The 22854-nt window shown below is 56.1% G+C and carries 25 protein-coding genes; 14 read left to right on the top strand and 11 right to left on the bottom strand.

Annotation, left to right across the window (positions count from 1 at the left end; all coding sequences use genetic code 11):
- Positions 1 to 1172: 1172 nt before the first annotated feature.
- The 9 genes from QO002_RS30000 to QO002_RS30035 all read left to right on the top strand — a co-directional run bounded on the left by QO002_RS30000 (position 1173) and on the right by QO002_RS30035 (position 5919).
- Positions 1173 to 1481: a hypothetical protein gene (locus tag QO002_RS30000; protein WP_307237163.1), complete on the top strand. Its 309-nt coding sequence runs from the start codon at positions 1173 to 1175 to the stop codon at positions 1479 to 1481.
- Between the two features lie 20 nt (positions 1482 to 1501).
- Positions 1502 to 1747 (top strand): hypothetical protein, encoded by a 246-nt coding sequence (locus QO002_RS30005; RefSeq protein WP_307237166.1) that lies wholly within the window; start codon positions 1502 to 1504, stop codon positions 1745 to 1747.
- A gap of 20 nt (positions 1748 to 1767) precedes the next feature.
- Entirely contained in the window at positions 1768 to 2031 is a 264-nt protein-coding gene (locus tag QO002_RS31080; RefSeq protein ID WP_370878631.1) for a helix-turn-helix domain-containing protein, read from the top strand.
- Positions 2032 to 2139: 108 nt separating this feature from the next.
- Entirely contained in the window at positions 2140 to 2379 is a 240-nt protein-coding gene (locus QO002_RS30010; protein WP_307237169.1) for a hypothetical protein, read from the top strand.
- Positions 2380 to 2923: 544 nt separating this feature from the next.
- Positions 2924 to 3301, top strand: coding sequence for a hypothetical protein (locus QO002_RS30015; protein ID WP_307237172.1), 378 nt, complete (start codon positions 2924 to 2926; stop codon positions 3299 to 3301).
- Between the two features lie 16 nt (positions 3302 to 3317).
- Positions 3318 to 4091 carry an SOS response-associated peptidase family protein gene (locus QO002_RS30020; protein ID WP_307237175.1) on the top strand — a complete coding sequence of 258 codons (774 nt, stop codon included), beginning with the start codon at positions 3318 to 3320 and terminating at the stop codon, positions 4089 to 4091.
- Between the two features lie 350 nt (positions 4092 to 4441).
- Entirely contained in the window at positions 4442 to 4585 is a 144-nt protein-coding gene (locus QO002_RS30025) for a hypothetical protein (RefSeq protein ID WP_307237178.1), read from the top strand.
- An 841-nt stretch (positions 4586 to 5426) separates the two neighbouring features.
- A complete protein-coding gene (locus tag QO002_RS30030; protein ID WP_307237181.1) occupies positions 5427 to 5588 on the top strand; it encodes a hypothetical protein in 162 nt (53 codons plus the stop codon).
- An 82-nt stretch (positions 5589 to 5670) separates the two neighbouring features.
- The gene (locus tag QO002_RS30035) at positions 5671 to 5919 is read left to right on the top strand and encodes a hypothetical protein (RefSeq protein ID WP_307237184.1); all 249 of its coding nucleotides are present in this window, start codon (positions 5671 to 5673) and stop codon (positions 5917 to 5919) included.
- A 126-nt stretch (positions 5920 to 6045) separates the two neighbouring features.
- Here QO002_RS30035 and QO002_RS30040 read toward each other — a convergent pair whose 3' ends face one another.
- A complete protein-coding gene (locus tag QO002_RS30040) occupies positions 6046 to 7881 on the bottom strand; it encodes a calcium-binding protein (protein ID WP_307237187.1) in 1836 nt (611 codons plus the stop codon).
- 447 nt (positions 7882 to 8328) lie between these two features.
- Positions 8329 to 9381 carry a calcium-binding protein gene (locus QO002_RS30045; protein WP_307237190.1) on the bottom strand — a complete coding sequence of 351 codons (1053 nt, stop codon included), beginning with the start codon at positions 9379 to 9381 and terminating at the stop codon, positions 8329 to 8331.
- 1050 nt (positions 9382 to 10431) lie between these two features.
- On the opposite strand from QO002_RS30045, the gene QO002_RS30050 reads away from it, so the two are divergent.
- The 3 genes from QO002_RS30050 (at position 10432) to QO002_RS30060 (ending at position 11612) form a co-directional block, all read left to right on the top strand.
- Positions 10432 to 10695, top strand: coding sequence for a hypothetical protein (locus QO002_RS30050; RefSeq protein ID WP_307237193.1), 264 nt, complete (start codon positions 10432 to 10434; stop codon positions 10693 to 10695).
- Complete coding sequence (locus QO002_RS30055; protein ID WP_307237196.1) at positions 10692 to 10955, top strand: hypothetical protein; 264 nt, start codon at positions 10692 to 10694, stop codon at positions 10953 to 10955. Before QO002_RS30050 ends, QO002_RS30055 begins: the two co-directional genes overlap by 4 nt.
- A gap of 372 nt (positions 10956 to 11327) precedes the next feature.
- Positions 11328 to 11612, top strand: coding sequence for a hypothetical protein (locus QO002_RS30060; RefSeq protein ID WP_307237200.1), 285 nt, complete (start codon positions 11328 to 11330; stop codon positions 11610 to 11612).
- 1574 nt (positions 11613 to 13186) lie between these two features.
- On the opposite strand, the gene QO002_RS30070 is transcribed toward QO002_RS30060, so the two are convergent.
- From QO002_RS30070 to QO002_RS30095, 6 genes are all read right to left on the bottom strand, one after another.
- Positions 13187 to 13441 (bottom strand): YMGG-like glycine zipper-containing protein, encoded by a 255-nt coding sequence (locus QO002_RS30070; protein ID WP_307237203.1) that lies wholly within the window; start codon positions 13439 to 13441, stop codon positions 13187 to 13189.
- Positions 13442 to 13647: 206 nt separating this feature from the next.
- Positions 13648 to 14079: a hypothetical protein gene (locus QO002_RS30075; protein WP_307237206.1), complete on the bottom strand. Its 432-nt coding sequence runs from the start codon at positions 14077 to 14079 to the stop codon at positions 13648 to 13650.
- A 389-nt stretch (positions 14080 to 14468) separates the two neighbouring features.
- The gene (locus QO002_RS30080) at positions 14469 to 14951 is read right to left on the bottom strand and encodes an MBL fold metallo-hydrolase (protein WP_307237210.1); all 483 of its coding nucleotides are present in this window, start codon (positions 14949 to 14951) and stop codon (positions 14469 to 14471) included.
- 176 nt (positions 14952 to 15127) lie between these two features.
- A complete protein-coding gene (locus QO002_RS30085; RefSeq protein WP_307237212.1) occupies positions 15128 to 15964 on the bottom strand; it encodes an enoyl-CoA hydratase/isomerase family protein in 837 nt (278 codons plus the stop codon).
- A gap of 154 nt (positions 15965 to 16118) precedes the next feature.
- Positions 16119 to 16610 (bottom strand): SRPBCC family protein, encoded by a 492-nt coding sequence (locus QO002_RS30090; RefSeq protein ID WP_307237213.1) that lies wholly within the window; start codon positions 16608 to 16610, stop codon positions 16119 to 16121.
- Entirely contained in the window at positions 16594 to 16947 is a 354-nt protein-coding gene (locus QO002_RS30095; protein WP_307237215.1) for an ArsR/SmtB family transcription factor, read from the bottom strand. Before QO002_RS30095 ends, QO002_RS30090 begins: the two co-directional genes overlap by 17 nt.
- Before the next feature lie 270 nt (positions 16948 to 17217).
- Between QO002_RS30095 and QO002_RS30100 the strand changes: the two genes are divergently transcribed.
- Complete coding sequence (locus tag QO002_RS30100) at positions 17218 to 18600, top strand: IS701 family transposase (protein ID WP_307234047.1); 1383 nt, start codon at positions 17218 to 17220, stop codon at positions 18598 to 18600.
- A gap of 75 nt (positions 18601 to 18675) precedes the next feature.
- Entirely contained in the window at positions 18676 to 19317 is a 642-nt protein-coding gene (locus tag QO002_RS30105; RefSeq protein ID WP_307237219.1) for a dihydrofolate reductase family protein, read from the top strand.
- Positions 19318 to 19415: 98 nt separating this feature from the next.
- On the opposite strand, the gene QO002_RS30110 is transcribed toward QO002_RS30105, so the two are convergent.
- The 3 genes from QO002_RS30110 to QO002_RS30120 form a co-directional block, all read right to left on the bottom strand.
- Positions 19416 to 19709 carry a hypothetical protein gene (locus tag QO002_RS30110; RefSeq protein WP_307237222.1) on the bottom strand — a complete coding sequence of 98 codons (294 nt, stop codon included), beginning with the start codon at positions 19707 to 19709 and terminating at the stop codon, positions 19416 to 19418.
- A 246-nt stretch (positions 19710 to 19955) separates the two neighbouring features.
- Positions 19956 to 21320, bottom strand: coding sequence for an FAD-containing oxidoreductase (locus QO002_RS30115; RefSeq protein WP_307237225.1), 1365 nt, complete (start codon positions 21318 to 21320; stop codon positions 19956 to 19958).
- A gap of 194 nt (positions 21321 to 21514) precedes the next feature.
- Complete coding sequence (locus tag QO002_RS30120) at positions 21515 to 22819, bottom strand: epoxide hydrolase family protein (protein WP_307237229.1); 1305 nt, start codon at positions 22817 to 22819, stop codon at positions 21515 to 21517.
- Positions 22820 to 22854: the final 35 nt, after the last annotated feature.

Genomic DNA, 22854 nt, shown 5'->3' on the forward strand with positions numbered 1-22854 from the left:
CCGCATTTCCCGTGGGCCCAAGTCACTTTCTTTTCTAACAGTGGCGATTTCGACAGTATGGGGGGCCACTTTGGACCCCCATGGGAGGTGGTTGCCTCCTCAGCCATATCAAGACGAAGACGGGAACGAACTCGTCGCGGATCTCTGAACGAGAAAGCCCGGGGTGACCCGGGCTCTTCATTCCGATGGTTAATCTCCGCCGGGCCTTCTGTCCGCTGCTCGATCGCCGCAGCTTGAGCCATCACTCGCACTCTGCCACGAGTAGCTACAGTTTCCGGCAAAGGCCGGAGCCTGCAGAGCCGAAACCAAAACCATTGACGCCAGTAAAATCCTGATCAAATTTCCATCCCCTTCGTTGAAGCAGCTGGAGAATACGCGTCCCTTGCAAAGCGTCCAATCGCCCCAGACGACTACTTTTTGCTTTCACACGCCAATGGCTTGTCTCTAGCTGTCGACCCATCTCCGACGCGGTTTCCGCTTGTAGCGTGGCGGCCTCGGCAGTACGGAACGATTGAGCCACCCTGCGTGAGTGCTTGCAGGATGGCTCGAGTCCGGTTGGGGGAACCGGGCGCTCGGCGATGTGGTCCACGCATGCAATGATCGAGGACTACTTGGGGGCACCAATAAGCGCCTCACAAGGTCGCTGAAATTTTCAAATTGCGTAACCCTACAATTACAGTGGCACGACACAAACGGTTCCACGGCGTTCTTAAGGTAGTGAAGGCTGCGGCCACCAACCCGTGCGAGTGCATGTCAATTCTGTCTTTGGGCCAAGTTCTCGGGTTTTTCTTTCGATCCGGCGAGACAATTGAGCCAACTTGACACCTGTGTGCATCCTGTCAGTTTTCCCTAAAGGACGGGGGGAACTATGGATAGGTTTCTGGAATTCACAGGGATTGGCATTGTCATCGTGACGTTTGGTGCCGCAGTGGCGGTGTTTATGAGCGCAGGACATGCGCCCGGTCCGGGTCTACTGGGAGTGGCTACCTGGGCGCTCCCAACTATTGTGGGAGGCGTGGTCCTTGCAGCCTTCGGCCGGATGCTAGGAGAACTTAAAGCGTTACGTCACGAGGCCGCAAAGCAAACTGGGACGCTGGACAAGATTTCGTCTTATCTTTCGCGCCGCCGCCCCTGAACAGCCTCCCCGAACCAGCTATCGAGGTTCTCAAACCATGACTCACACAACCGAGTTCATCGCGGAACTGATTAGGGCCGTGAATGAAGTTGATCGGCTGACCGCACGCGAAGTGAGCCGGCTTCTCGATCGGTCGATCGACACAATCCGAGACATGCGGGGCCATATCGGACCAGAGGAAACAGCACTCGGGCGAGATGTAGTGATCTACCTACGAACGGCATCAGCAAGAGCGCGGTGGTTACCGGTCGATCAGGCGAAAGATGCTCTGCTCGACGCAGCTACGACAATCCGCACGCTCAAGATTGAGCTGGATGCGAAGGATGAAGCTACAGGAGGAAACTGACAATCCCGAGTGATCCAGCGTTGCTTTCGGCCAGCGCGGTAGCGCTCTCGGTCTCTGCTACCTTTACCGCCTTGATGAAACATCTCCATCGCATCGGTGCGGTAAGCGATCCGGCCGAGCAGGAAATATATTCTGATGCCCTGAAGATGCTCGAGGAAAGCCAGGGCGGTGACGAAAGCCCGGTCTTCGAAGGGGCTCGCGCCCTTATCTTGAAGCAGCTCAGGCCCGACGACGGAGGTGCAGGACGAGCGACCACGATCTACTGACGGCCGACCAGGTAGCCGCCATGCTCACTGTCTCCAAAAAAACATTGCAAGAGCACGCGAAAGCTGGCGAAATGGCCTTCATCCTGATTGGCAGGGGCAAGAAGAGGATGCGAAAGGGCTTCGACCCCAAAGACATCCTCGAATTCATAGAGCGCCGCAGGCTCCGTCTATGTCCGTCTACAAAAGCCCCAAAAGTCCGATCTACAAGTTCGATTTCTTCGTCCGGGGTTGTCGCTTTCACGGATCTACCAAGACCTCCAACAAGAAGGAAGCAGAAGCCGTAGTACTCTCAGAAATGATATGCGGGATTGGTGGAACCGCCGCGATGCCGCCTGCCATGCCCGCGGAACAAACCTTTCAGCGCGCAGTTCCCGGCGAACGGAGACCCCGCCATGCCCACCATCCAACCGCCCGCTTACCCAGGCAAATACGAAGATCGATTTCTCGACTGTCAGCGAGAGATAGACACACGGATCATCGATCTCGTATCGGAGGCCTGTCGCGCGGGCTGGTCGGCTCAAGAGGTATTGGCAGCGGTGATCGAGGTGGCCGACAATCTCATGCTCGGAGCGGATGAAAACGATCAGGTAAACGCTCTTCTTTCCGCCTTGAAAAATCGTACTGCAGAGTAGCGTCTTGACTCTCCCCCAAGCCAGAACATAATTAGAACATCCATGGCGCAGAGGCGGCGCGCCTATCTGAAAATTTGAGCCTGAAAACTCATGCCATCGCAGGAGAGCGAAGACGTGCGCCCAAAAACCATGAGTGTAGAAACCCACGAGGTTATCTACAGCGGACCGGTCGACGAGGTATCTGCCGCCATTGCCGAGCATAACGGAGACTTCAGGGAGACTGTTCGCTCCCTTTTGCTTAGGGAAAGAACTCTACTGGAGCGACTCTCATTTGCCGAAGGGTGCATGGGCAGAGGGTTTACCCGAGGCTGGAAACCATCTGAGCAGGTGGAAGAACCGTGCGACACCCAAGAAGCATAGATCTGGTGCAGGACTCCGGCACTCAATTTGACACGGAGACTATCGCCTTGCTTCCGGAATGGTATGTGCTGGAAGGTGTGTGCGGGAAATGCGGCCACGTCGAGTTGATTGGGCGTCGGCAGATCACCAGGCGTTTTGGCGAGCATATTCGCCTTCCCGAAATTGCCAGGAAACTCCGCTGCCGATGCGGCAACAAGGGCAACAACATCCTACGCCTGGGAGTGCTGCCGCGATGAAATTTAGAACACGGATCAATCCGGCGATCGAGGCGCGTATCCCCAAAATGGCGGATATCGAAGAACACGGTCAATTTGTCGTCGTGACCTGCGGCTTGTGCCGAAAATCTCATCGGTACTATCCCCGCGATATCCAGGCCTTGCTTGGAAACGTGCCTTTCCTGAATATCGAGCAGTATTTTCATTGCGTGACGTGCGATGAGGGACTTTACATGAAGGCGAAACTTGAAACGCCGAGCGCGAAGGAACGCAATGGCTTGGTCGTTCGCAGGCTCGTTGAGGTGAAGACCGTGAGGCGTCCTGTTTGGCGGGATGAGAAGCTTTAGGCTGGGAGGTCGAGGCATGTGCAATCTGTATCGCATGGAAGACAAAGACTGGGTGAACAAGTGGGCTCAGGATGTCGAGAGCATGATCAACCTGATGCCGGCCTACCAGATGAACCCCGATCAGATGGGACCAATCGTTCGCAACACACTCGACGGCAGGAAGCAGCTCGTGCATGCTCGATGGGGACTGCCAACACCGATCTTTGTTCAGAAGAAAGCGGCCGAGGCGCGGGCCGGGAAGCTACGCGCCAAGGGCAAGGAAGTCGATTTTGACGCGTTGCTGAAAGCCGAGCCAGACAGAGGCGTGACGAACGTCCGCAAACTCAATCTACCTCACTGGAAGCAATGGTTCGGAATTGAGCATCGTTGCATCGTACCGGTCACAAGCTTTGCCGAGCCAGATCCGGCCAGCAAGCAGGATGGTGGCAGCACCCCGAACGCATGGTTCGCACGAGACGAAAGCAAACCGCTGATGTTCTTTGCCGGCGTCCATGTGCAGGGCTGGAAGAGCGTTCGCAAGGTCAAGGACGGGCTCACGACTGATGACCTTTACGGGTTTCTGACGACTGAGCCAAATGCGGTCGTTGCGCCAATCCACGAGAAGGCCATGCCGGTGCTGCTGCTCACGAAGGCAGAAACGGACGTTTGGATGAACGCGCCCTGGGATGAGGCCATGCACCTCGCCCGACCACTTCATGAGGATGCATTGATCGTGGCGTCTCGGGAGCCCTATGGCTCCTCAATCGTCACCAATGGCGGTGAACCGATCACTCAGCCAAGCTTATTTTAGTTGCAGGGGAATACTATGTCGGACGAGAAAGGCGGCGCTGTAGCGACCGCAGGCGTGCACTACGCGCCGAAATGCTGCGTCGGAGAATGCGATAAGTGGGGATTGGCCGGGTTTGCGGCGAGCAAGCACGTTGAGGCCCGCTGGTGGTGCTGGGAGCATTATCCCCATAAGCACGAGACGCCGGAACAAAGGGAAGCCGCGAGCATTGCCGCAAGGCTTGGAATAGGGAAACCACCCCACTGAGCTTGAACGCAGTGAGACGGTTCAGGTCCGTCGCATCGACGATCGAATCAATACCACAAGGAACTGATTCCCGCGTACCCCATTTTGGGGGAACGGGAGGACCGAACATGACCCACTACGCCTGGACTATCGAAGCAAAGGGCCGACAGACCATTCAGAAGGTCACCACGATCGAGGATATGCACGACGTGTTGCGCGTGCTGGAACTGCCGGGCGTAGCGCCGCCTCACACTGGAAGCAGGAAATGCTGACCACGCAGCTACACCCACAACGAGGGTGGTGCGGACGAGTAGTCGCTGACTTGGACGAAGGTTCGATGACCCTGAGGCAGAAACTTCTCGGTGATTGTCCCAAGGCCGGAAGTTGGGGTGCGGCCCGCCGCTGCTTAACAGCGGGCTAAAAGTTTACGTCCTTGGAAAAACCGCGCGCGTTACATGAGCGGCGCATGGGTAAGCATTGAACGCGGAATTTGTTCCGTACGCCATCGGCTACGGTCCGCGCTTCTGCGCTGCCTCGATACGCTGGAGGACTGTGCCGGATGGAGATGTCCCGCTACGGATCCGATTTATCACTGGGAATGCCAAGTCTGTCTTTTATTTTGAGGTTGGGTATCACGCCCAACTCCTGAGCGCCTCGGTAGACGTAGCGAGTCGCGAAAAATGACCCTACCCAGCCCGAGACAGCAATGAGAACAGCGATAATAAGTACCTTGACGCGCACTTCGCTCCCCTAAGAACATAGGGGATTGTCTCATAAATCAGGGTTAGCGCAAGAAATACAGATGCTTGCACTTGACCTGAATGTCCACCGGTGATGACTGGGATGTATTGCAGCCAAAATGTAATTTATCGCTTTCCAATCAGAGGCTTAAGTATGAAGCGTTTTTACCTTTCGATTGTGGTGGTCATAGGAATATTATTTTGCGGCGACGTGCTGTGGTTGATGCTTCGCTAGTTGAGGGCATTGAACGGAAGGAATTACAACGGGCTTAAATCAGTCACAGGTCTTGGCTCTTCTCGACGCTGTCGAGGTGAGCCGCAGGCTCAGGATCGGATTGAACCCAGATGATGAGCATATCAAGGAGAACCAAACATGCAGCATGACCCTGCCTTGCTTTCCACCGGAGCCGTTGCTCTTTCGACCTCGGCAACCGTTGCCGCTCTGATGGCCCATCTTGGACGAATAGGCGCCGTCAGCAAGCAAGCTGAGCATGAAATCTATGAGGACGCGTTGCTGATGCTTGAGGAAGGCTAGGCTCGCCGCCGCCAAAGAGCTTATCGAAAAGCAATTGGTGACGGATTCAAATGGCGAATGATGAGGTTTTAAGGAGCGAGTGATGGCAGAACCCAAGATGACGGCCGCAGAAATGATGCAGGTCGTGGTTCACATGAACCTCGCTCACAACGCTGCCATCGTTTGCCTTGTCAAAGCCTTGGAGGATTCAGGCATGCTCAAAGTTGGGCGATACGAAGAACTTTTACGCCGTACGTCGGCGGGAATAGTCGCAAAAGGCGATCCGGGGGCAGCTTCGCTTATCGATGAACTGGCAGACGCTGTCAAACTCCTCAAGGGGTCGACGCATTGAGCGACGGCCAGCGAAAACTGGCTCCGGTTCGTTTCCGCCGATCTGGGCACGGCGATCTCTTTGGTGGGGTGGTCGAGCGCTGGATACGGCCGACAATCACTTTGATGGACGATCTGAGGACTACCTTCAGATCACGAAGAAATCCGCGTTGGTGAGTGATAGGTTGCCGGTCAGGGTGGCGAAATGGATGCCCCCGCCAGCGCCGCTCCCATTGGCATCATAGTAGAGTTCGCCAGTGTCCTTCTCGTAGATGATGCGGTCGCTGCTGTCGCCGGCAAGACCGGTCGAATTGGACGCAAAGGCACCGGAAGCGAGCGTACCCAGAGCGGTCAGAGCGATGAAAATGGCGTTCTCCAGGCGGATCGTGTCGGCGGCGACATTGAAATCACTGATCTTGTCGACATTCGTGGTCGCACTCACGGCACTGTTGAACAGGAAGGTGTCATTGCCTGCACCGCCCGTCAGTTTGTCGTTGCCGCCGCCGCCAATTAGTGTGTCATTGCCACCGCTGCCGTTGATGATGTTGGCGCCCGCGTTGCCAGTAATCGCTTGGGCGATGCTGTTGCCGGTGAGGTTGATCGCCGTCGTGCTGGCACTCGACGTCGTCGACAGCTTCTCGACATAAGCCGAAGAAGAAAGCGCGTAACTGACGCTCGTGGCGACCCAGTCGGACGTACCACCTGTCGAGCTTTCAACAATGACATCACCGGCATTGTCGACGATGTAGGTGTCGTTGCCGCCGCCACCGCGCATCGTATCAGCGCCGCCCTTACCATCGATTTTGTTGGCGCCGGCGTTACCGGTAATGGTCTGGGTAATCCCGTTCCCGGTCAGGTTGATCGCTGCCGTGCCTGAACTCGATGTCGTCGACAACTTCTCGACATAGGCCGACGATGAAAGCGCATAACTGACGCTCGTCGCGACCCAGTCGGACGTGCCGCCGGTCGATGTCTCTACGACGACATCGCCGGCTTTGTCGACATAATAGGTGTCATTGCCCGCGCCGCCGGTCATCGTGTCGACGCCGCCCTTGCCGTTGAGCTTATTGGCGCCGGCATTTCCGGTGATTGCATTGTTTAGCGAATTTCCCGTGCCATCGGTGTTGTCAGTGCCGATCAGGGTCAGGTTCTCGAATGTTCCCAATACAGTGGCAGAATTAGCCAAGCTGAAGCTGACAGATGACTGTACTGTGTCGGTTCCACCGCCGCCATTATTCTTCTCGTCCACGATATCCAATTCGCCGTCGACCACGTAGGTGTCGTTGCCGGCGCCGCCGCTCATCGTATCGACGCCTTCCTTGCCATTGATCTTGTTGGCGCCAGCATTGCCGATGATGACGTTATCCCAGTCATTGCCCGTGCCGTTGATGTTGCCGGACCCGAGCAGCGTCAGGTTCTCGACTTCCCCAAAGACGACCTCGGTGTTGGCCAGGCTGAAACTGATCGACGCCCGCACGGTGTCTATCCCATAAGCCTCGAAATTATCTTCGTCGACCAAATCGGAGGAGTTATCGACGAAATAGGTGTCATCACCCATACCCCCGTACATGTCGTCCCCACCCGTGCCACCGTCTAGGGTGTCGTTGCCTTCGCCACCGATAAGCGAGTCGTTGCCGTCTCCGCCCCAGAACACGTTGTCGGCCTCGTTGCCCCAAATTTCATCGGCAAACTTGGTTCCCCTTGCATTCTCGATGTTGAAGAATTGGCTCAGGAGATGAGAAGTGTCGTCATTGGCCTCAACAGTGCTCGCAAAACCGACCGCATCGAAAAAGAACCTCACCCCGGAAGTGTAAAGCTCAAACGACAAGAGATCGATGCCGTCTCCACCGTCGATGAGTGTATATCCGGCGGACACGGACGGAAGAATTGTGTCGTTTCCACCCAAGCCATTAATATCGTTTCCTGGCAGTGTAAGGTAGATGGTGTCGGCGGATGCAGTGCCGTTCGCATTGTTTATTGCCATCTGGACTTTCCCTGGAGCGGACTGCCAGCCGGCATGTCTCGTCTGAATTAGTATGCTGTCATGCTACTTCGACCAGTGAACTCGGTTCGCTTGGCCGTTCACCACCTTTGGGCGTGACCGCTCACACAGCTAGAGAGCCGTCCTCGCGACATAAAGTCCCGAACGAGAATGAGAGAGAGAGATCCCTGACTAAGCCCCGTCAGCAATTGACGCTAGTTGTGAATGATCGCGCGGAAATTGCAAGATACATTGTCCGCATTTGCGTTGGCAGTTGCAACTCGGAGGAGTTTCGCGCGCCTGTGCCCCTCAGCGACCACCCACAAAACCCGTCTCGTAACGGGGGCTAGGCCAGACTGCCTATGAACGAAATGGAATGTACGGGATACTGCAGTTCTCGGCACCCCTCGCTAAACAAAGTGCGGGGCAAGGGAAGCTCCGCGACTGGCGTCACACCAGGAAATCGCCTTTTTCCATGGTGAAAAGGCCGACAATCTTGATGCTGAAATCAGTGGCCCCGTCGCCGTTGGTGTCACCATATACATAGGTGTTACCGCCGCTTTTCGTATACCGGAGTTCCCCGGCATGTCCGCCGAAGGCAGCCGAGCCTATGAATGTGAATGCATCGTTGACCGATGAAGACGACTTAGCGTCTATAGTGTGCAGATCGATAGTGTCGACGTGGTTGAAGTCATAAATGATGTCCCGAACCGCCATCGTGGATTCACTGGTTTTGTTAAACACGAACGTGTCGGCTTCGATGCCACCATAAAGCTTGTCCGCGCCACCCGCGCCGTAAATGCGGTCTTTGCCGCCATCGCCGTGGAGTTCGTTTCCTTCCTTGCCACCGTACAATGTGTCCGCACCGTCACCGCCTGCGACGATGCCCTTCACCGATCCTAGTCGGCCATCGTATTTGTCGTCACCACCATCCAGCTTTATACCCCCAACGATCACGCCAGAATTGAGGAAGTTTTCCTTTCCGCCGAAGCCTTGAGAGGTGTAGGCCAAACCGGGGCCTTTTATCGTTCCCGTGCTTGTTATGTTAATGGTGTCCGCGCTACCGAAGTAACGATAGATCGTTGCAACTGAACCATCGGTTGCTTCAATCGTCCCATCGTTGTTTACGATTGTTGTCGAGACAGCTGCTGCCGAGCCAACGGCTAAACCCCAATACCCTTTGATATATCCCTCATTGTCGAGGGAAGAGTTCGCCGAATGAATAACAACGGGAACCGAGTCGTAGCTCCAAACCTTGGAATGCTCGGCAATAGTTATCTGGTTGTTCGAAGTGGAGGCAATTCCCTCCATATCAATCGAGATACCGGCATTGATTAGATTGCCAAAAACGTTGATAGTATGGTTAGAAAAATTGGCAACGACGCCCCTGTCGTTTGTACTGCCAACATTAACACCATCGGCGATATAAACGTCATCCCCCTCGGCGAGCGTAGCTAAGGCCCCAGTCGTCGAGTAACTCGACATAAAAAGCTTCACCACCATTTTAAATCCTCCAAAATAGCATTGATAACATCGGCACTGAACTGCATTGATGCTACCACAGATTCTCGGTTTATGATGATGTCCTGATAGTCAGGAACCCGCGCTGGCTGCGGGCGACCTCTCTTACGCGCTCCGTTTTTAAAATGTGCCCCTCCGGCACATTTAAAGACCGGGAGTAGGGTGCGGCCTTGGCGGTGATGACGAGTGGTCGCTTAGGTGGACTAACGTCGGGAGACTAGGGGTGTAAAAATGGCCCTCGAAACCGAGGGCCAAGGGTATCCTCATATTTACAGTCGAGACATCACACTTGATCCGCGAAGCATCTAGATGTTTTCGACCCGGAATCGGCCCGGCCGGCACGATCGCAATGAACCTCCGTGCCCATCAGCGACCGCCCCAAAAAAAGCCCTCGTCTCGTAACGGGGGCCAAGTATCCTTTGCTCTGGACAGCGGGAATATACGTGATTTGAAGGGAATGGCTACCCATGGACGGCGTGGGTTATTAAGACGGCCTCTTATCCCCGATGCCGAGCCTTTCTTTAATGTGGAGGTTGGGCATCACGCCTATATCCTGAGCGCCCCGGTAGGCGTGGCGGGTAACGAAAAATGACCCTACCCACATGGCGCCAGCGATGAGAAGAGCGGTGATCAGTATCCGGACGCGCACTGAGATCCTCTAAAAACATAGGGGGATTCTGCCAAAACTCAGCAAAATTATAAGAAATTCAGGTGGTTGGCCTTGACCTGACCATTGCTCATGAAGGAGTGTGGGTGTCATACCGCACTGCAGCAAATGTGGACCTTGCCAAACATGAAGCGTTTTTACTTCTCGATTGTGGTCGTAGTAGGAATTTTATTTTGGGGTGACGTGCTGTGGCTGACAGTTCGCTAGTTTACAGGCCCGCTCTCAGTCGAATTTTGTAAATCCGGAGGAATTGCAACCGGCTTAAATCAGTCGCAGCTCTTGGCTCTTCTCGACGCTGGCGACGTGATCCGCATGCTCAGGATCGAATTGAACCCAGATGATGAGCATATCAAGGAGCACCCAACATGCAGCATAACCCTGCCTTGCTTTCCACCGGAGCCGTTGCTCTTTCGACCTCGGCAACCGTTGCCGCTCTGATGGCCCATCTTGGTCGGATAGGCGCCGTCAGCAAGCAAGCTGAGCATGAAATCTATGAGGACGCGTTGCTGATGCTCGAGGAAGGCCAGGCCGACGATGAGAGTGGAGTATTCGTCGCAGCCAGAGAGCTTATCGAAAAGCAATTGGCGATGGATGAAGTTGTGAGAGGCGCAGCAGGGCAAACAGAATGATTTGTCCAAAGCTCGACGAGTTGGAGACGGACACACTTGACCCCACGAGGATCGAGATGGTTTCCAACGGCACCTGGGCCGGTATGATCGCGATGAACCTTCAGGTTCACGTAAGCTGTGGGCCGTGCAATCTCATGGTCGAGGTGGACATGAATAAACAGCCGCCTGACGGCAAGGCGATCGGCGTCGCCTTTCGATGCGGCGAATGCGGTCGGCTTGGTGGAACCATCATCAGCGGCCCTGCACCGCGCCGTGTCTAATCAGCGGCCGGGCAAAAAGAATGCTCCCGTCTCGTAACGAGGGCCGATACCTATCGGGCCGTTGAGGCCATTTATCGACATCGGTGCTTGCGGGCGAAATGAGGCTCGCTTGGCCCCGGCAAAGGACCAGATTTTCGCTAAATCAGCAGTAGGCCATCTTGAAAGTTTCGCTCTTTACAAGATTAATCTCTTTTGTCGCGGTTCCGATTTGACCATCCTCTCGGAAAAGTCCCGATTGCCCCAATCTCTCGGGAACGCCCCACCGCGACACGTCAGGCGAAAGGCCCCTTTGTCCGCTTCTCGAACCGGCGTGCTTAGGGGTCTTTCGTTGCTATCGCGCCCTTCGCCGCTGAAAGGAAGTGGTGGGTTTCAATGAAAGCACTATTCGCAACCACCTGCATCGCGATCCTTGCGGCCATCGCTTATTATGGCATCGGCGAATATCGCCAGCATGCCGCCGAGCAGGAACAGGCCGACAGAATAGAAGGCGCGCGGGCTGAGCTTTACAAAATGGCCGGAGCGCAGCCCGGCGCTGTGGGCGAGCCCGCCGTAAAGGCATTTTGCGAGACCATGGAGGAAGGGATCAAAGGCGATCTTAAGGACAACGAGGTCGCAAAAGGCTTGGCACATAATTGCCGGGTCTTGGGCTATCTTTAGGCCGTGCTATGATCAGCACATGCCCCGGATATCCCCCCACAATCTTTCATCCGCCGAAAAGCTGGAAAGCATGCTGGGCGCTTTGCGTCATGATGCCGGAATGAGCCCGAGCGAGATCGCCCACGCGGCGCGCCTTAGCCGCACAACCGTCTGGCGACCGGCGGTCGGCGAATGCTCAGCCCCCGGCGCGGATACCTTTCAGCGGATCGAAGGCCTTTACAGAGACAGATGCAGGCGCCCGACATGAGCTTCGTCGTTGTCAAATGGTTGGCAAATTTGAGTTGGGATGTTTATGGGCGAATTATGCCCAATAAACCCTTTACGAGAATTTTGCTTTCCATCGTGGTCGTGATGTTCTTTCTCTAATTGGCTCTTGCTGTCTGGATATATCGGACCAAGTGAGCCCTCGGCCGTTTCATCGAGGACGGCAAGAAGGGCGTATGCCGCGGACATCGAACACGGATGATCGTGGAGCAATGTGATAACAAAATATTAACCATACCAACCCACAATTTCCCCGAGCTTGGCTGTCGACGCCCCCAAGTGGCTTGAATGCCCCCAATCCCTCTCGCGACTTCGTGAAAGGGCCTTCCTCGATGAGGTAATCAGCCAAATCGAAACTTGTTGCCGCACGATAGGCACAAATTTCCCATGGTGCCTCGCAACACCGATCGGACGAGGTGCAATAATGAGGTATGATTGGACAGGAAAGAAGGCGCAAAGCCAGATTGAAAACCGCTTGCTTATGGTCAGCGTATTTTCAATTTTAATTCTCTGTATCTATATTCTCAAATTCTGGTTTTAAGCGGCCCCACGTTTACGAACGGAAATGTAAATTCTCCCATGCTAGAGCGCATTTCACGTTGTCCTAGCCGGATCGATTGCCATAACAATCGGGCTAGTGGTTGTTATTGTTTGGGGAAATGGAGACGGTGCGGGGATGCCGCCATCCACACACGGAATGATAAACGCGCAGGCGAATTGATGGTGTCGCCTCGCTGCGACGCCGATGGCAATGCGATGCCCACACGACCCTGGGCCTGCGGGACCGTGCCCTGGCAGTCGCTCTACTTAGCCCGTGGGTGATCCACTTTATCAGGTGCAGTACAAACGCGCGGCGACGATCCGTACTCATCATGTTCTCCGCTTCAGTTCCATGAAAAGTCTCATCGAAACGCCCCGTGTTCTTCACTGCATGGTGCGAGGCCCTCGCTACGAAGCGGGGGCCCTATTGTTTCTCCTCGCCATAGTTGGCCACTGAATGCCCCTTGCATCTCCACTCGGTGACGTACAGGCCTCACGCTCGCATTCGAGATGCATCGGCGAGATGCATCGGCCCATTTCAACGGCACGAACAGTACCGCGACCGTCTCCTGCTCCGATACTTCCGGCAAGAAAGCGAGGCGTTGGCACTAAAGAGGGTAATCCCCTCCTTTCTTCGCCGCTGACCGGCCGCCAGTCGCGATAGGGTAGCGAACTGTTGGCTCCAGATTGTCGGTATGGCTGACGACGCGCTGTACCCGTCGGGGTCAACCAACAACAGGCGCTCGAAGGGGTCCGGCTATCGGCCGCAACTATCGGCAAGGTGCCTCGAACCGGCGACCATAGCGATCGCGGTAAATGCAATAGCCCCGGTGTTCCTGGGAGTGGCCAACAAGTGCGCCGACAACACCACCAGCCACCGCGCCAATAGCCGCGCCTTCCCAGCTATTGCTGACAGCGCCGCCAATGATTGCGCCGGAGCCTGCACCGATTGCGGTGCCTCGTTCTGTTTGCGTGCATGACGAGAGAATCCCAATCATTCCAACCGCAATGATAAGCTTTTTCATACTTCCAACCCTTTGACCTTTGCATGATCTCAACCCGGCACAGCATCTGCGCAATGGGTGACATTGTCGATAGTGCCACAGGATCGATGCGAGTTGGTTCAGGGTTTGGGTGTCGACTCATGTGCATCGTCGGTTTCTTGTCCAATCCCGTGAGACAGGACGCGATAGGCGCGGGGTTCTGCGTGCGCGCCAATCCCGCCTATGCCCTAAAAACCGAAAATTCGACGAAGGAACGTTCGTTCTGGGGAGGATGGTTGAAGCGCCGCCAACGCAGCTTTCAACGACGACAGCCTTTTGGCGATCTGGTGGTGTTCCAAGCTGGTCGCGAAATTGTGGAGCAGCCGATCAATGTCGGCACATTCCAACTGCGATTGCACCATAGCAAACCGCCTGCTGATCTGCCATCCGTCGCCAAGCTTTTCCTTCGATATCGATGCCAACGGCCTATCAGGAAACGCCATTTCACCCACTCCCAAGGTTGACCCGTGCCAGTCCTCAAAAACGCACGACGTGAAAGGTTCGCGCAGGCGGTCGCCAAAGGCAAGACCGGTGAAGAGGGTTATGTCGAGGAAGCATCGGGGCAACGCCACCTGGATGGAAGGAGGATCCGCGATACCACGCGGTGCCTTGATCTCCATGGCAATCGCGCCAGCAAGGGGGCGTTGACGGTTTGTTATGCAATTGCGTGTGACAACAGATCAGGCGCGAAAGTTCTGCGGTGGCGCCTGCCGATGTGGCTGCCGGATGTGACGGCTGCCAGCCCGGTTTTTCGGGCCTCTGCCCGCTCAAAAACGCCCGTTGCTCTCTAATGAGAGAAACGAGCGATAAGCCAACATTATCGGTCGTTATGTGGTGGAGACGGGCGGTGCGTTTAAACCACTATTGATGGTCCTAACTGCACAGAAGTGATACGCTTAGTGGCCGCAGCATTGTATTTCTGCCTCGGACTATTAGGCTCTTCAACGGATCGTTTAGTGGGCACATGTTGGGTCGGTGAGATCGATCGAGCCAATGTCCGCCTAGGCACCTACCACAAGCCGGCCGATGTCGCGTCGGCCGAGCGTATTGGCCGCCGATCGTGGCTTTTCCTGCGCCTTGACGGAGGCTCGCACGGAACAGCTGATTTGCCGATTGGGCGAGGTTCAGCTGGGCGCGCAACCTGTTCCGCCTTCTGCATGACGACAGTGGCGTCGGGGAAAAGCCTGACGTTTCCAATATGGTCGCCATGAGTATGCGATACAAGGACGAAGTTCACGTCTTCAGGCTTCAGTCCGATCTCGGCGAGTTGCGAGGTGATGGTCCTCTCGAGATGATAGACGATGAGTTTCGGCAACGTGGACCAGTCTGCCAGATTATTCACGGTGTCGTCGGGTACCCCAGTGTCCCAGAGGAGAATATCAGAGCCATGGCGAATGAGGTAGCAAGTCGATGAAAACTCGATAGGCTTGCCAATATTTCCCCCCGGCGTCCATACCGACTCGTCGTTGGCTTTGGAGTGTCCGCAGTCCACCGATAAAGACGGTCATTTGTCGCAGGACTGGTCGCTCATCGGCAATGGTTATCGCGTCGCCTGACGGGTGCCTTGAACCGCGCTTACTATGCCTACGACGCTCAGAAAGTAGAATCGGGAAATCATGTTCAACATCCTGGGCGGATGTTTGCCATCGGCGCCGCTAGGTTTGTTCGCTACCTTGAGAGCTGACCTAGGTGGTACCCGAGACGATTTTCGATATCGCCGGGTTTGTGAAACCCCTGGTCCATTAAGGCCTTGATGCCCTCTTGCGCCGCAGGCCGGCCGAGAGACGCGATGCACGCGTCCCACCCGGCTCCAAGTTCGACCTCCGGCGCCAAACTTGTGTTGACGAGTCGCTTAGTGTTCGCGATCGCCCACTTGTCGAATTTGGCGATGCGGAGCGCAAACGCGTTGACATAAGCGTCAAGTTCCGCATCGGGTATGGCGCGATTCACGTATCCCATGGCTTCTGCCCGCTCTGCGGTGAGGTCTTCCGAACCCAGGAGCACCTCCAGAGCGCGGTTCCTGCCGATAAGCTGGGGCAGACGAGCCATTGGACCGCCTCCCGCGACCATCCCGACACCGACCTCCCACTGCGAGATAATCGCTCTTTCAAAACTGGCGAAGGCCATGTCGCAGGCCAGTGTGATCTCGCTACCGTTCCCTGTGGCGCGACCGCGGATCAATGCGATCGATACAACGGGAGCGCGAGGGAGGCGAACTAGAAAATCAGGCCATGGCGGCAGTCCGGTGGGACCAGCCGGCAAGGAAGTGATCTCTTCGATCGGTGTCAGAAAATCCGAATGGTTGAGGAAAAAATGATCGACCGCGCTGTCGAAGACCACGACCTTGACGTCCTTGTCCGTTTCCAGAGCAGCGATGACCTCTTGAAACTGCTGCACCATCGCGGCGCCCATGACGTTGATGGGCGGATTGTCGATTGTCACGCGCCAGTAAGCCGGGGATAGCTTGGTTGTGCGGAGTTGCGGAGTTTTGATCGTCGCGCTCACTGTGATTGTCCTTGTTATCGCAAACAGTAGAACTCCAACTTGAATGTTCGGCCATGATTTCACTATCGAACAATGGTATCGCTTGGACCTCGACAATCGCTCTGCGACGCGAAAACCGACACCATTGGACAATGGGTTTTCGCTTGCAACTGACCTACGATTCCGCGTTGCCGGCCAGCCACACGGCGAGGCCGTCCAGCGTCTGCAGCCCGTATTCGACCGCACCGAAGCCGATGACCTCTTGACGCCGCTTAGCGCTGGGGTGGAGCTGGCGCATGGTCAGCACAGTCTTGCCGTCGGCCTGTTCATCAAAGGTCACCGTGACGCGGAAACGGTCGGGATCGTCAGGATCACGCGTGCCATAGTCCATGACGATCCTCTCGTTCGGCACGATCTGCAGAAAGCGCATGAGGTTTGGAAAGCGCTGCTGCTGGCCCTCGAATATGCCCACCATATCGAACCGCCAGACCCCGCCCTCGCGAATATCGGCTTCGTGGGTCTCGATACTGAGGCCGGCCGGGCCGTACCATTCGGAAAGTGCCTTGGGGTCCATCCACGCGGCAAAGACCTTCTCGCGTCGATGGTTGAGCAGCTTCACCAGCACGATTTCGCGGTCAAGCGACCATGTCTCAAACAGGTTTGCCATATCCTTCGTCATCCTCTTCGGTTTTGTCCAGGTAGGTTTCCAGTCGACCCAACCGCTCGGCCCAGCGCCGGCGCTCTTCCATCCAGTCCGCCGCCTCATCGAAGCGCGCCTGCACCAACCGGCACCATCGGCTGCGCCCGCGCTTCTCGCTTGCGATCAACCCGCAATCTTCCAGTACCTTGAGATGCTGGGCGAAGGAGGGCAGGGCCATGTCGAAAGGCTCGGCGAGGGTGCTGACGGGCAACTCGCCCTCGACCAGCCGCGACACCACAGCGCGGCGGGTCGGGTCGCTGAGAGCGTGAAAGGCGAGGTCGAGCGGATTTGAATGGTAAGGCATGTGCGTCCGTAAAGTGGGCGGGTGCGACCGTCAAGACTAAAAAAGGCACTTGCCTTAGTATGGGGCTACGAATATAAAGGCACCTACCTTAGCTCGACTTTGTACAAAATTCTTTGGGAATTTGAGTTGGTTGGCGGCGCTGACAGGCTGCGTCCGGCCGGCTTATGGTGCATACCAGCGCACGCATTTTCTATCATCTGAATTGGGTGAATCAATTTGCCGCAGTCTCTTTGCCTTGCCTGTTTCGTCTGAGCGGATTCGAACCGATGGATGACCGATCATAATGAGAACTGCGTCGGGTCGAGTGATCCTGTTCCGCACATCCTTCGCCAGTGGCTGTCGTCGTTTCGTCCCTGGTTCACGGCACCCAGCTGGGAGCATCTGCTGGTCCTGGTGATGGGCGCGATCCTGTCTCCAGGCAAACGAACAGTATCGTCGTGTTTGCGGATCACCGGCCGCGCCGAGGCCGGCAATTTTTCCCTCTACCATCAGCTGCTTAATCGCGCGCGTTGGAACCCGCGCACACTGGCTTCGCGGCTGCTATCGGTTGTTGTCGCCCGCCTCGTACCTGCTGGCCCTGTCATTATCGGCATGGACGACACCATCGAACGCCGATGGGGACCAAAGATTGCCGCCCGCGGCATCTATCGCGATCCGGTGCGCTCCAGTCACGGTCACTTCGTCAAAGCCAGCGGCTTGCGCTGGCTGAGCTTCATGGTTCTTGCCCCAGTCCCATGGGCCAAATGCATCAAGGCCCTGCCAGTCTTGACGCTGTTATGCCCCTCGGAGCGCTACGATAAGAAAAGGGGACGAAAGCATAAACTGCTGACGGATTGGGCAAGGCAGGGCGTGCTGCAGCTCTGCCGATGGCTACCTGGTCGCGACATCATCTTTGTCGGAGACAGCAGTTTTGCGGTTCACACCCTGGCTGCGGCTCTTCCCCACAAAGCCATCCTCATCACACGCTTGCGCCTGGATGCAAGTCTGTTTGCTCCACCAGACCAACGGCACGAACACACGCTTGGGAGGCCTGCACAAAAGGGCATGCCACAGCCCAAACTGAAGACGATCCTGCACCATCCCAAAACCGTGTGGCAGCGCATTACCGCCTCAAGCTGGTACGGACGAGAAACGAACAAGAGCCTCGATATTACCTCTTCCACCGGGTTATGGTACCGGCGAGGAACGCCGCCAAAGCTAATTCGCTGGGTGTTGGTCCGAGACCCCTCAGGCCGCCGCGAACCGCAGGCGTTCATGAGCACCAATACCGATCTCGAACCAGCTCAGATCATTGCCTACTTCGTTCGGCGCTGGCAAATCGAGGTAACGTTCGCGGAAACACGCGCGCATCTGGGTATCGAAACCCAGCGCCAATGGAGCGGCAACGCTATCCTGCGCACGACACCTTCGCTTCTTGCCCTCTACAGTCTCGTCACGGTATGGGCCGGTGATGTTCTCAGCCAAAAAACGCGCCCCTACGCGGCCGCATGGTACAAGAAAACCGATCTGACATTCACAGATGCAATGGCTGCAGTTCGCCTGGTTTTGTGGAGTGACGATCTTTATCGACACTCACCGTCAAACCCGGAAATGCATAAAATACCTCCCGGACGGCTTCAGCGCATGGCCCAGGCTCTTTGCTTCGCCGCATAATGTACAAAGTCGAGCTTAGGGTTAGCCCCGGGCATTGGGGCGGTTATGGTGCAATCGCACGCAAGGAGGACCCCGGTGGTAGTTCGTGTCGATCTCATGATCTCGCTAGATGGTTTCGCGACAACGACGGACCAGACGCCCGAAGCCCCGTTCGGCGAGGACTGGCCGCGTCTCGTCGGCGCATATGTTGCAACACGAACGTTTCGTGAGCGCGTGTTCAAGGACACCACGGGAGCAGGGACCACAGGTGTGGACGACGAATACGCGACGGAATATTTCGAGAATGTGGGTGCCGAGATTATGGGCGCTGGAATGTTCGGGCTCCACAACTTTCCCGACGATCCGAACTGGCGTGGCTGGTGGGGCGACGAGCCGCCCTTCCAGGTTCCGGTCTTTGTCCTCACCCGCAACCCACGACCCTCCATAGAGATGGCCGGTGGCACCACTTTCCACTTCCTCAATAGCACACCGGTGGATGCGCTCCAGCAGGCGGTAAGGGTCGCAAATGGCAAGGATGTGAGGATAGGCGGCGGTCCTACCGTCGTCCGCGACTATCTCAAGGCCGGCCTTGTCGATCGCCTTCATGTTGCTATCACGCCGATTTTGCTCGGGCGCGGCATCCGCCTGTGGGACGATCTGGGCGGCCTCGAAGCTGGCTACTCAGTTAAAGCCGAAACGGCTGAGAGCGGCACCATCCACGTCACATTCCAACGATAGCCGCTCGCATGGGACGCGATCATGGACTATCCGCAGGGGATCCATGATGTCTGCTTTCCGTGGATCAGCTAGAGTCCAAGTGCCGAGAATTGTAGATTTCAGCGTTCGTCCAGTTGGCAGATTTTAAGGTGACAAATTCCGTCACGTGTAGGAACGTTCGTTGCTTCGAGCTCCTCGTCAGAACCACACTGGCCGACGTTTTCAACATAACGGTCATATAGGGTTAGCCCTGGCGGCATCGTCGACGGAAAGCGGATGACGAGTTCGCCTTCTGTCTTGATGCGTTGCTGGATGAAAATGCAGGACTCGTTCAATGAATCCACCATATCCACCGCGGCGGCAGGGGCCGCGAGGAAAAGGATAGCGGGCGCAAAATAAGCTAAAGCTCTCATTTTATAACTCCATTTTCATAGTGTTTCGCTACTGACTTCTCATCGGATGAAGGTACTCCTTACAAATCGGTGCCGGTTGATCTGCGTTGCCGGGCTTTGGGTGCCCCGTGGGAGATCAGGGTATTACGTCGCGCTTGGACTTACGTGTAGACGTACTATGCCGCCGTCCCATTTTGCTTCTACCTTCCGTGCAGCCTCCGCGACCAAGTCTTAGCGGCTCGCTAACAACTTGGAAAAAGCTACTATTCACATCGGTCTCAGGTCACGGATCAGCGTGGGGAAGAGCTCCGATACCGTCGGATGAATAGGTACGGCCCACTTCAAGTCTGAAAACGGTATACCCGCGGTTTTGGCGTCGATGATCCCGTGGATGACCTCATCGCCCCCGACCCCCAAAACGGAAGCGCCAAGAATCTGTTTCGTGTCGGCGTCGGCGATGAGCTTCATAAAGCCGGCAGTCTCCCCCTTTTCGACGGCGCGACCGACACGGCTCATGGGGCGGGCTGATACCAGTATCGACTTACCAGATCGCCGCGCCTCGTCCTCTGTCATCCCGACGCGGCCCAAGGGAGGGTCGATGTAGAGCGCGTATGCGGGAATGCGGTCCGAAAGCTTTCGGTTATCACCATCGAGAAGATTGGCAGCGGAGATCTCGTAGTCGTTGTATGAAGTATGCGTGAAGGCACCGCGTCCGTTACAGTCACCCAACGCCCATATCCCTGCGACACTGGTTTCCAGACGATCATTTACCTCGATGAATCCACGGTCATCGATCCTGACACCTGCCGACGCCAGACCGAGATCATCGGTATTCGGCGTCCGTCCGACGGCGAGCAGGAGATGGCTACCGTGAACCAATGTATCCTTCGAAAATCGAACTTCGACGCCATCTCCATCTCTTCTGAACGAGAAACCGCTCGCGCTCGTATGTGTTGCCACTCCTTCTGAGCGGAGAATTTCCTCAACAGCGCACGAAACATCGTCATCTTCTCGGGATAACAGACGAGGGCCGCGTTCGATCACTGTGACCTTGGCGCCGAAACGGCGATACATTTGAGCAAACTCCAGCCCTATGTAGCTGCCGCCGATCACCACAAGGTGCTCTGGAACGGAGCATAGCTGGAGGATACTTGTGCTCGTGAAGTAATCGACCTCGTTGATTCCCGGAAATGCTGGAATGGTTGGACGCGCACCGACGTTGATGAAGATCCTCGGAGCTGTCAGCTTTTCGCTATTCACGACAACGGTTCTTTGGTCTTCAAGCAGGGCATGTCCATAAATGACGGACATTGAATCAAACGAACCCAGCCATTCCGTCAGAGCCTTGCGGGCGTCGAGGGTGACCTTCTCAGCACGAGCCTTCACGACCGTCATGTCTACATCGATCGGTCCCCGAAAAATCACGCCGAAACTGGCAGCTCTTCTCGCGGCGGCCGCAGCATGGGCGCTGGCGACAAGGGTCTTTGTCGGCATGCACCCAGCATTGACGCACGTCCCGCCGAGGAATTTGCGCTCGATCAGAGCAACTTTTTGGCCATCTGCAGCCATACGTGCAGCGAGAAACGGTCCTGCCTGACCTGCACCTATGAAAATAGCATCGTATTCCGTCATGATGAGCTCCCTCATTAGCGGAGCGCCGGCGCCGGCACTCTCATTATGGGCCGTCGGTAGGTCAATCCAAGACGCGGGAACGACTTGGCAAACCACCACTACCCGATCGGAACAACCTGACCGACCCGTTCCCCGAGCCGGTCAGGCGCCTGACATGAGGCTGCATCAGCAATGCGTTTGGCATCGCGATGGGATCAAATTGGCTTAATCTGATCGCGCAGGGACCTGAAAGACGCCCTTAGTTCGGCGGTGAAGAGTTCTGGCTGCTCCCACGCGGCAAAATGCCCACCCTTTGGTAGTCGGTTGTAGTGGACCAGATTCGGATAAGCCCGCTCTGCCCAGCTCTGCGGAGCCTGGTAGATTTCATCCGGAAAGGCACTTACTGCAACCGGAATTTTAATGCCGCGGGGATCGAAGAAGCCGCCGGTCGGAAAATGCGCATTGCTCCAATAGAGGCGAGCCGACGAAATAGCGGTGTTGGTCAACCAATAGAGTGTGATGTTGTCCAGCACGTCGTCTGGCGTTAACCCCTCACTCTCGCCATCGAATGATCTAGCGATCATTCGGTAGCTGCGGATGTCGTGATCAAGCATCCAAGCAGCAAGACCGATCGGAGAATCGGCGATACCATAAAGGGTCTGTGGCCTGTTATTCATTTCGATGGCGTAGCCCAAGCCATTCTTGTTGAAGTCGTCGAGCTGCTCGTAGGCCAACTGCTCGTCCGCGGATAAGTTTGCAGGCGGGGTGCCAGCCGCAAGCGCCTTGGAAATCTCGGCAGGGACTGTGGCAGCCATGTTGGTATGGATGCCAAGCAGTCCCGCGGGCTGCTGTACTGCCATCAGTTCTGTGACTGCGTTGCCCCAATCTCCTCCTTGAGCAACATACTTTGTATAACCAAGTCGTTCCATCAGGATGGCCCACGCTTTAGCGATGCGAAGTGGGGTCCAATCGGGGTCCCGTGGTTTGGCGGAGAAGCCGTAGCCGGGAAGTGAAGGGATAACGACATGGAAGGCGTCCGCTTCAGCGCCGCCATAGGCAGTAGGATCCGTCAAAGGCTCGATAATTTTCAACTGCTCGATGACAGAGCCTGGCCAGCCGTGGGTGATGATGATCGGGAGCGCATGTTCGTGCTTTGATTTGACGTGAATGAAATGGATGTCAAGGCCGTCGATCTCTGTAATGAACTGTGAAAAGGAGTTCAACCGGGCCTCCACCTTCCGCCAATCGTGGCTCTTCCAGTGCTTGGCCAACTTCTTGATCGTGTTAAGCCGGACGCCTTGGCTGTCATCTGAAACGTTCTCTTCGTCGGGCCAGCGGGTCGAAGCGACGCGACGATGAAGATCCGAAAGCTGGTCTTTGGTGGCCGCGAATTTGAAAGGCTTCAGGTCCGAACTAGAGCCCGTGGCCGCGAAGGCCCCCGGGATCATGCTGATAGCGCTGGCGGACGCGGCGACCGCAAGCAGTGTTCGACGAGTTACCGATGGTGGTATGAGGGACATAGCAATCTCCTTGCGTGTTTGCCTTACTTCTATGA

It is taken from the genome of Pararhizobium capsulatum DSM 1112 (assembly GCF_030814475.1).
GTDB lineage: Bacteria > Pseudomonadota > Alphaproteobacteria > Rhizobiales > Rhizobiaceae > Pararhizobium > Pararhizobium capsulatum.

Coding starts and splice junctions, on each gene's coding strand:
- QO002_RS30000 (WP_307237163.1), top strand. CDS start 1,173: ATGACTCACACAACCGAGTTCATCGCGGAACTGATTAGGGCCGTGAAT.
- QO002_RS31080 (WP_370878631.1), top strand. CDS start 1,768: ATGCTCACTGTCTCCAAAAAAACATTGCAAGAGCACGCGAAAGCTGGC.
- QO002_RS30010 (WP_307237169.1), top strand. CDS start 2,140: ATGCCCACCATCCAACCGCCCGCTTACCCAGGCAAATACGAAGATCGA.
- QO002_RS30015 (WP_307237172.1), top strand. CDS start 2,924: ATGCGGCAACAAGGGCAACAACATCCTACGCCTGGGAGTGCTGCCGCG.
- QO002_RS30020 (WP_307237175.1), top strand. CDS start 3,318: ATGTGCAATCTGTATCGCATGGAAGACAAAGACTGGGTGAACAAGTGG.
- QO002_RS30025 (WP_307237178.1), top strand. CDS start 4,442: ATGACCCACTACGCCTGGACTATCGAAGCAAAGGGCCGACAGACCATT.
- QO002_RS30030 (WP_307237181.1), top strand. CDS start 5,427: ATGCAGCATGACCCTGCCTTGCTTTCCACCGGAGCCGTTGCTCTTTCG.
- QO002_RS30035 (WP_307237184.1), top strand. CDS start 5,671: ATGGCAGAACCCAAGATGACGGCCGCAGAAATGATGCAGGTCGTGGTT.
- QO002_RS30040 (WP_307237187.1), bottom strand. CDS start 7,881: ATGGCAATAAACAATGCGAACGGCACTGCATCCGCCGACACCATCTAC.
- QO002_RS30045 (WP_307237190.1), bottom strand. CDS start 9,381: ATGGTGGTGAAGCTTTTTATGTCGAGTTACTCGACGACTGGGGCCTTA.
- QO002_RS30050 (WP_307237193.1), top strand. CDS start 10,432: ATGCAGCATAACCCTGCCTTGCTTTCCACCGGAGCCGTTGCTCTTTCG.
- QO002_RS30055 (WP_307237196.1), top strand. CDS start 10,692: ATGATTTGTCCAAAGCTCGACGAGTTGGAGACGGACACACTTGACCCC.
- QO002_RS30060 (WP_307237200.1), top strand. CDS start 11,328: ATGAAAGCACTATTCGCAACCACCTGCATCGCGATCCTTGCGGCCATC.
- QO002_RS30070 (WP_307237203.1), bottom strand. CDS start 13,441: ATGAAAAAGCTTATCATTGCGGTTGGAATGATTGGGATTCTCTCGTCA.
- QO002_RS30075 (WP_307237206.1), bottom strand. CDS start 14,079: ATGGAGATCAAGGCACCGCGTGGTATCGCGGATCCTCCTTCCATCCAG.
- QO002_RS30090 (WP_307237213.1), bottom strand. CDS start 16,610: ATGGCAAACCTGTTTGAGACATGGTCGCTTGACCGCGAAATCGTGCTG.
- QO002_RS30095 (WP_307237215.1), bottom strand. CDS start 16,947: ATGCCTTACCATTCAAATCCGCTCGACCTCGCCTTTCACGCTCTCAGC.
- QO002_RS30100 (WP_307234047.1), top strand. CDS start 17,218: ATGACCGATCATAATGAGAACTGCGTCGGGTCGAGTGATCCTGTTCCG.
- QO002_RS30110 (WP_307237222.1), bottom strand. CDS start 19,709: ATGAGAGCTTTAGCTTATTTTGCGCCCGCTATCCTTTTCCTCGCGGCC.
- QO002_RS30115 (WP_307237225.1), bottom strand. CDS start 21,320: ATGACGGAATACGATGCTATTTTCATAGGTGCAGGTCAGGCAGGACCG.
- QO002_RS30120 (WP_307237229.1), bottom strand. CDS start 22,819: ATGTCCCTCATACCACCATCGGTAACTCGTCGAACACTGCTTGCGGTC.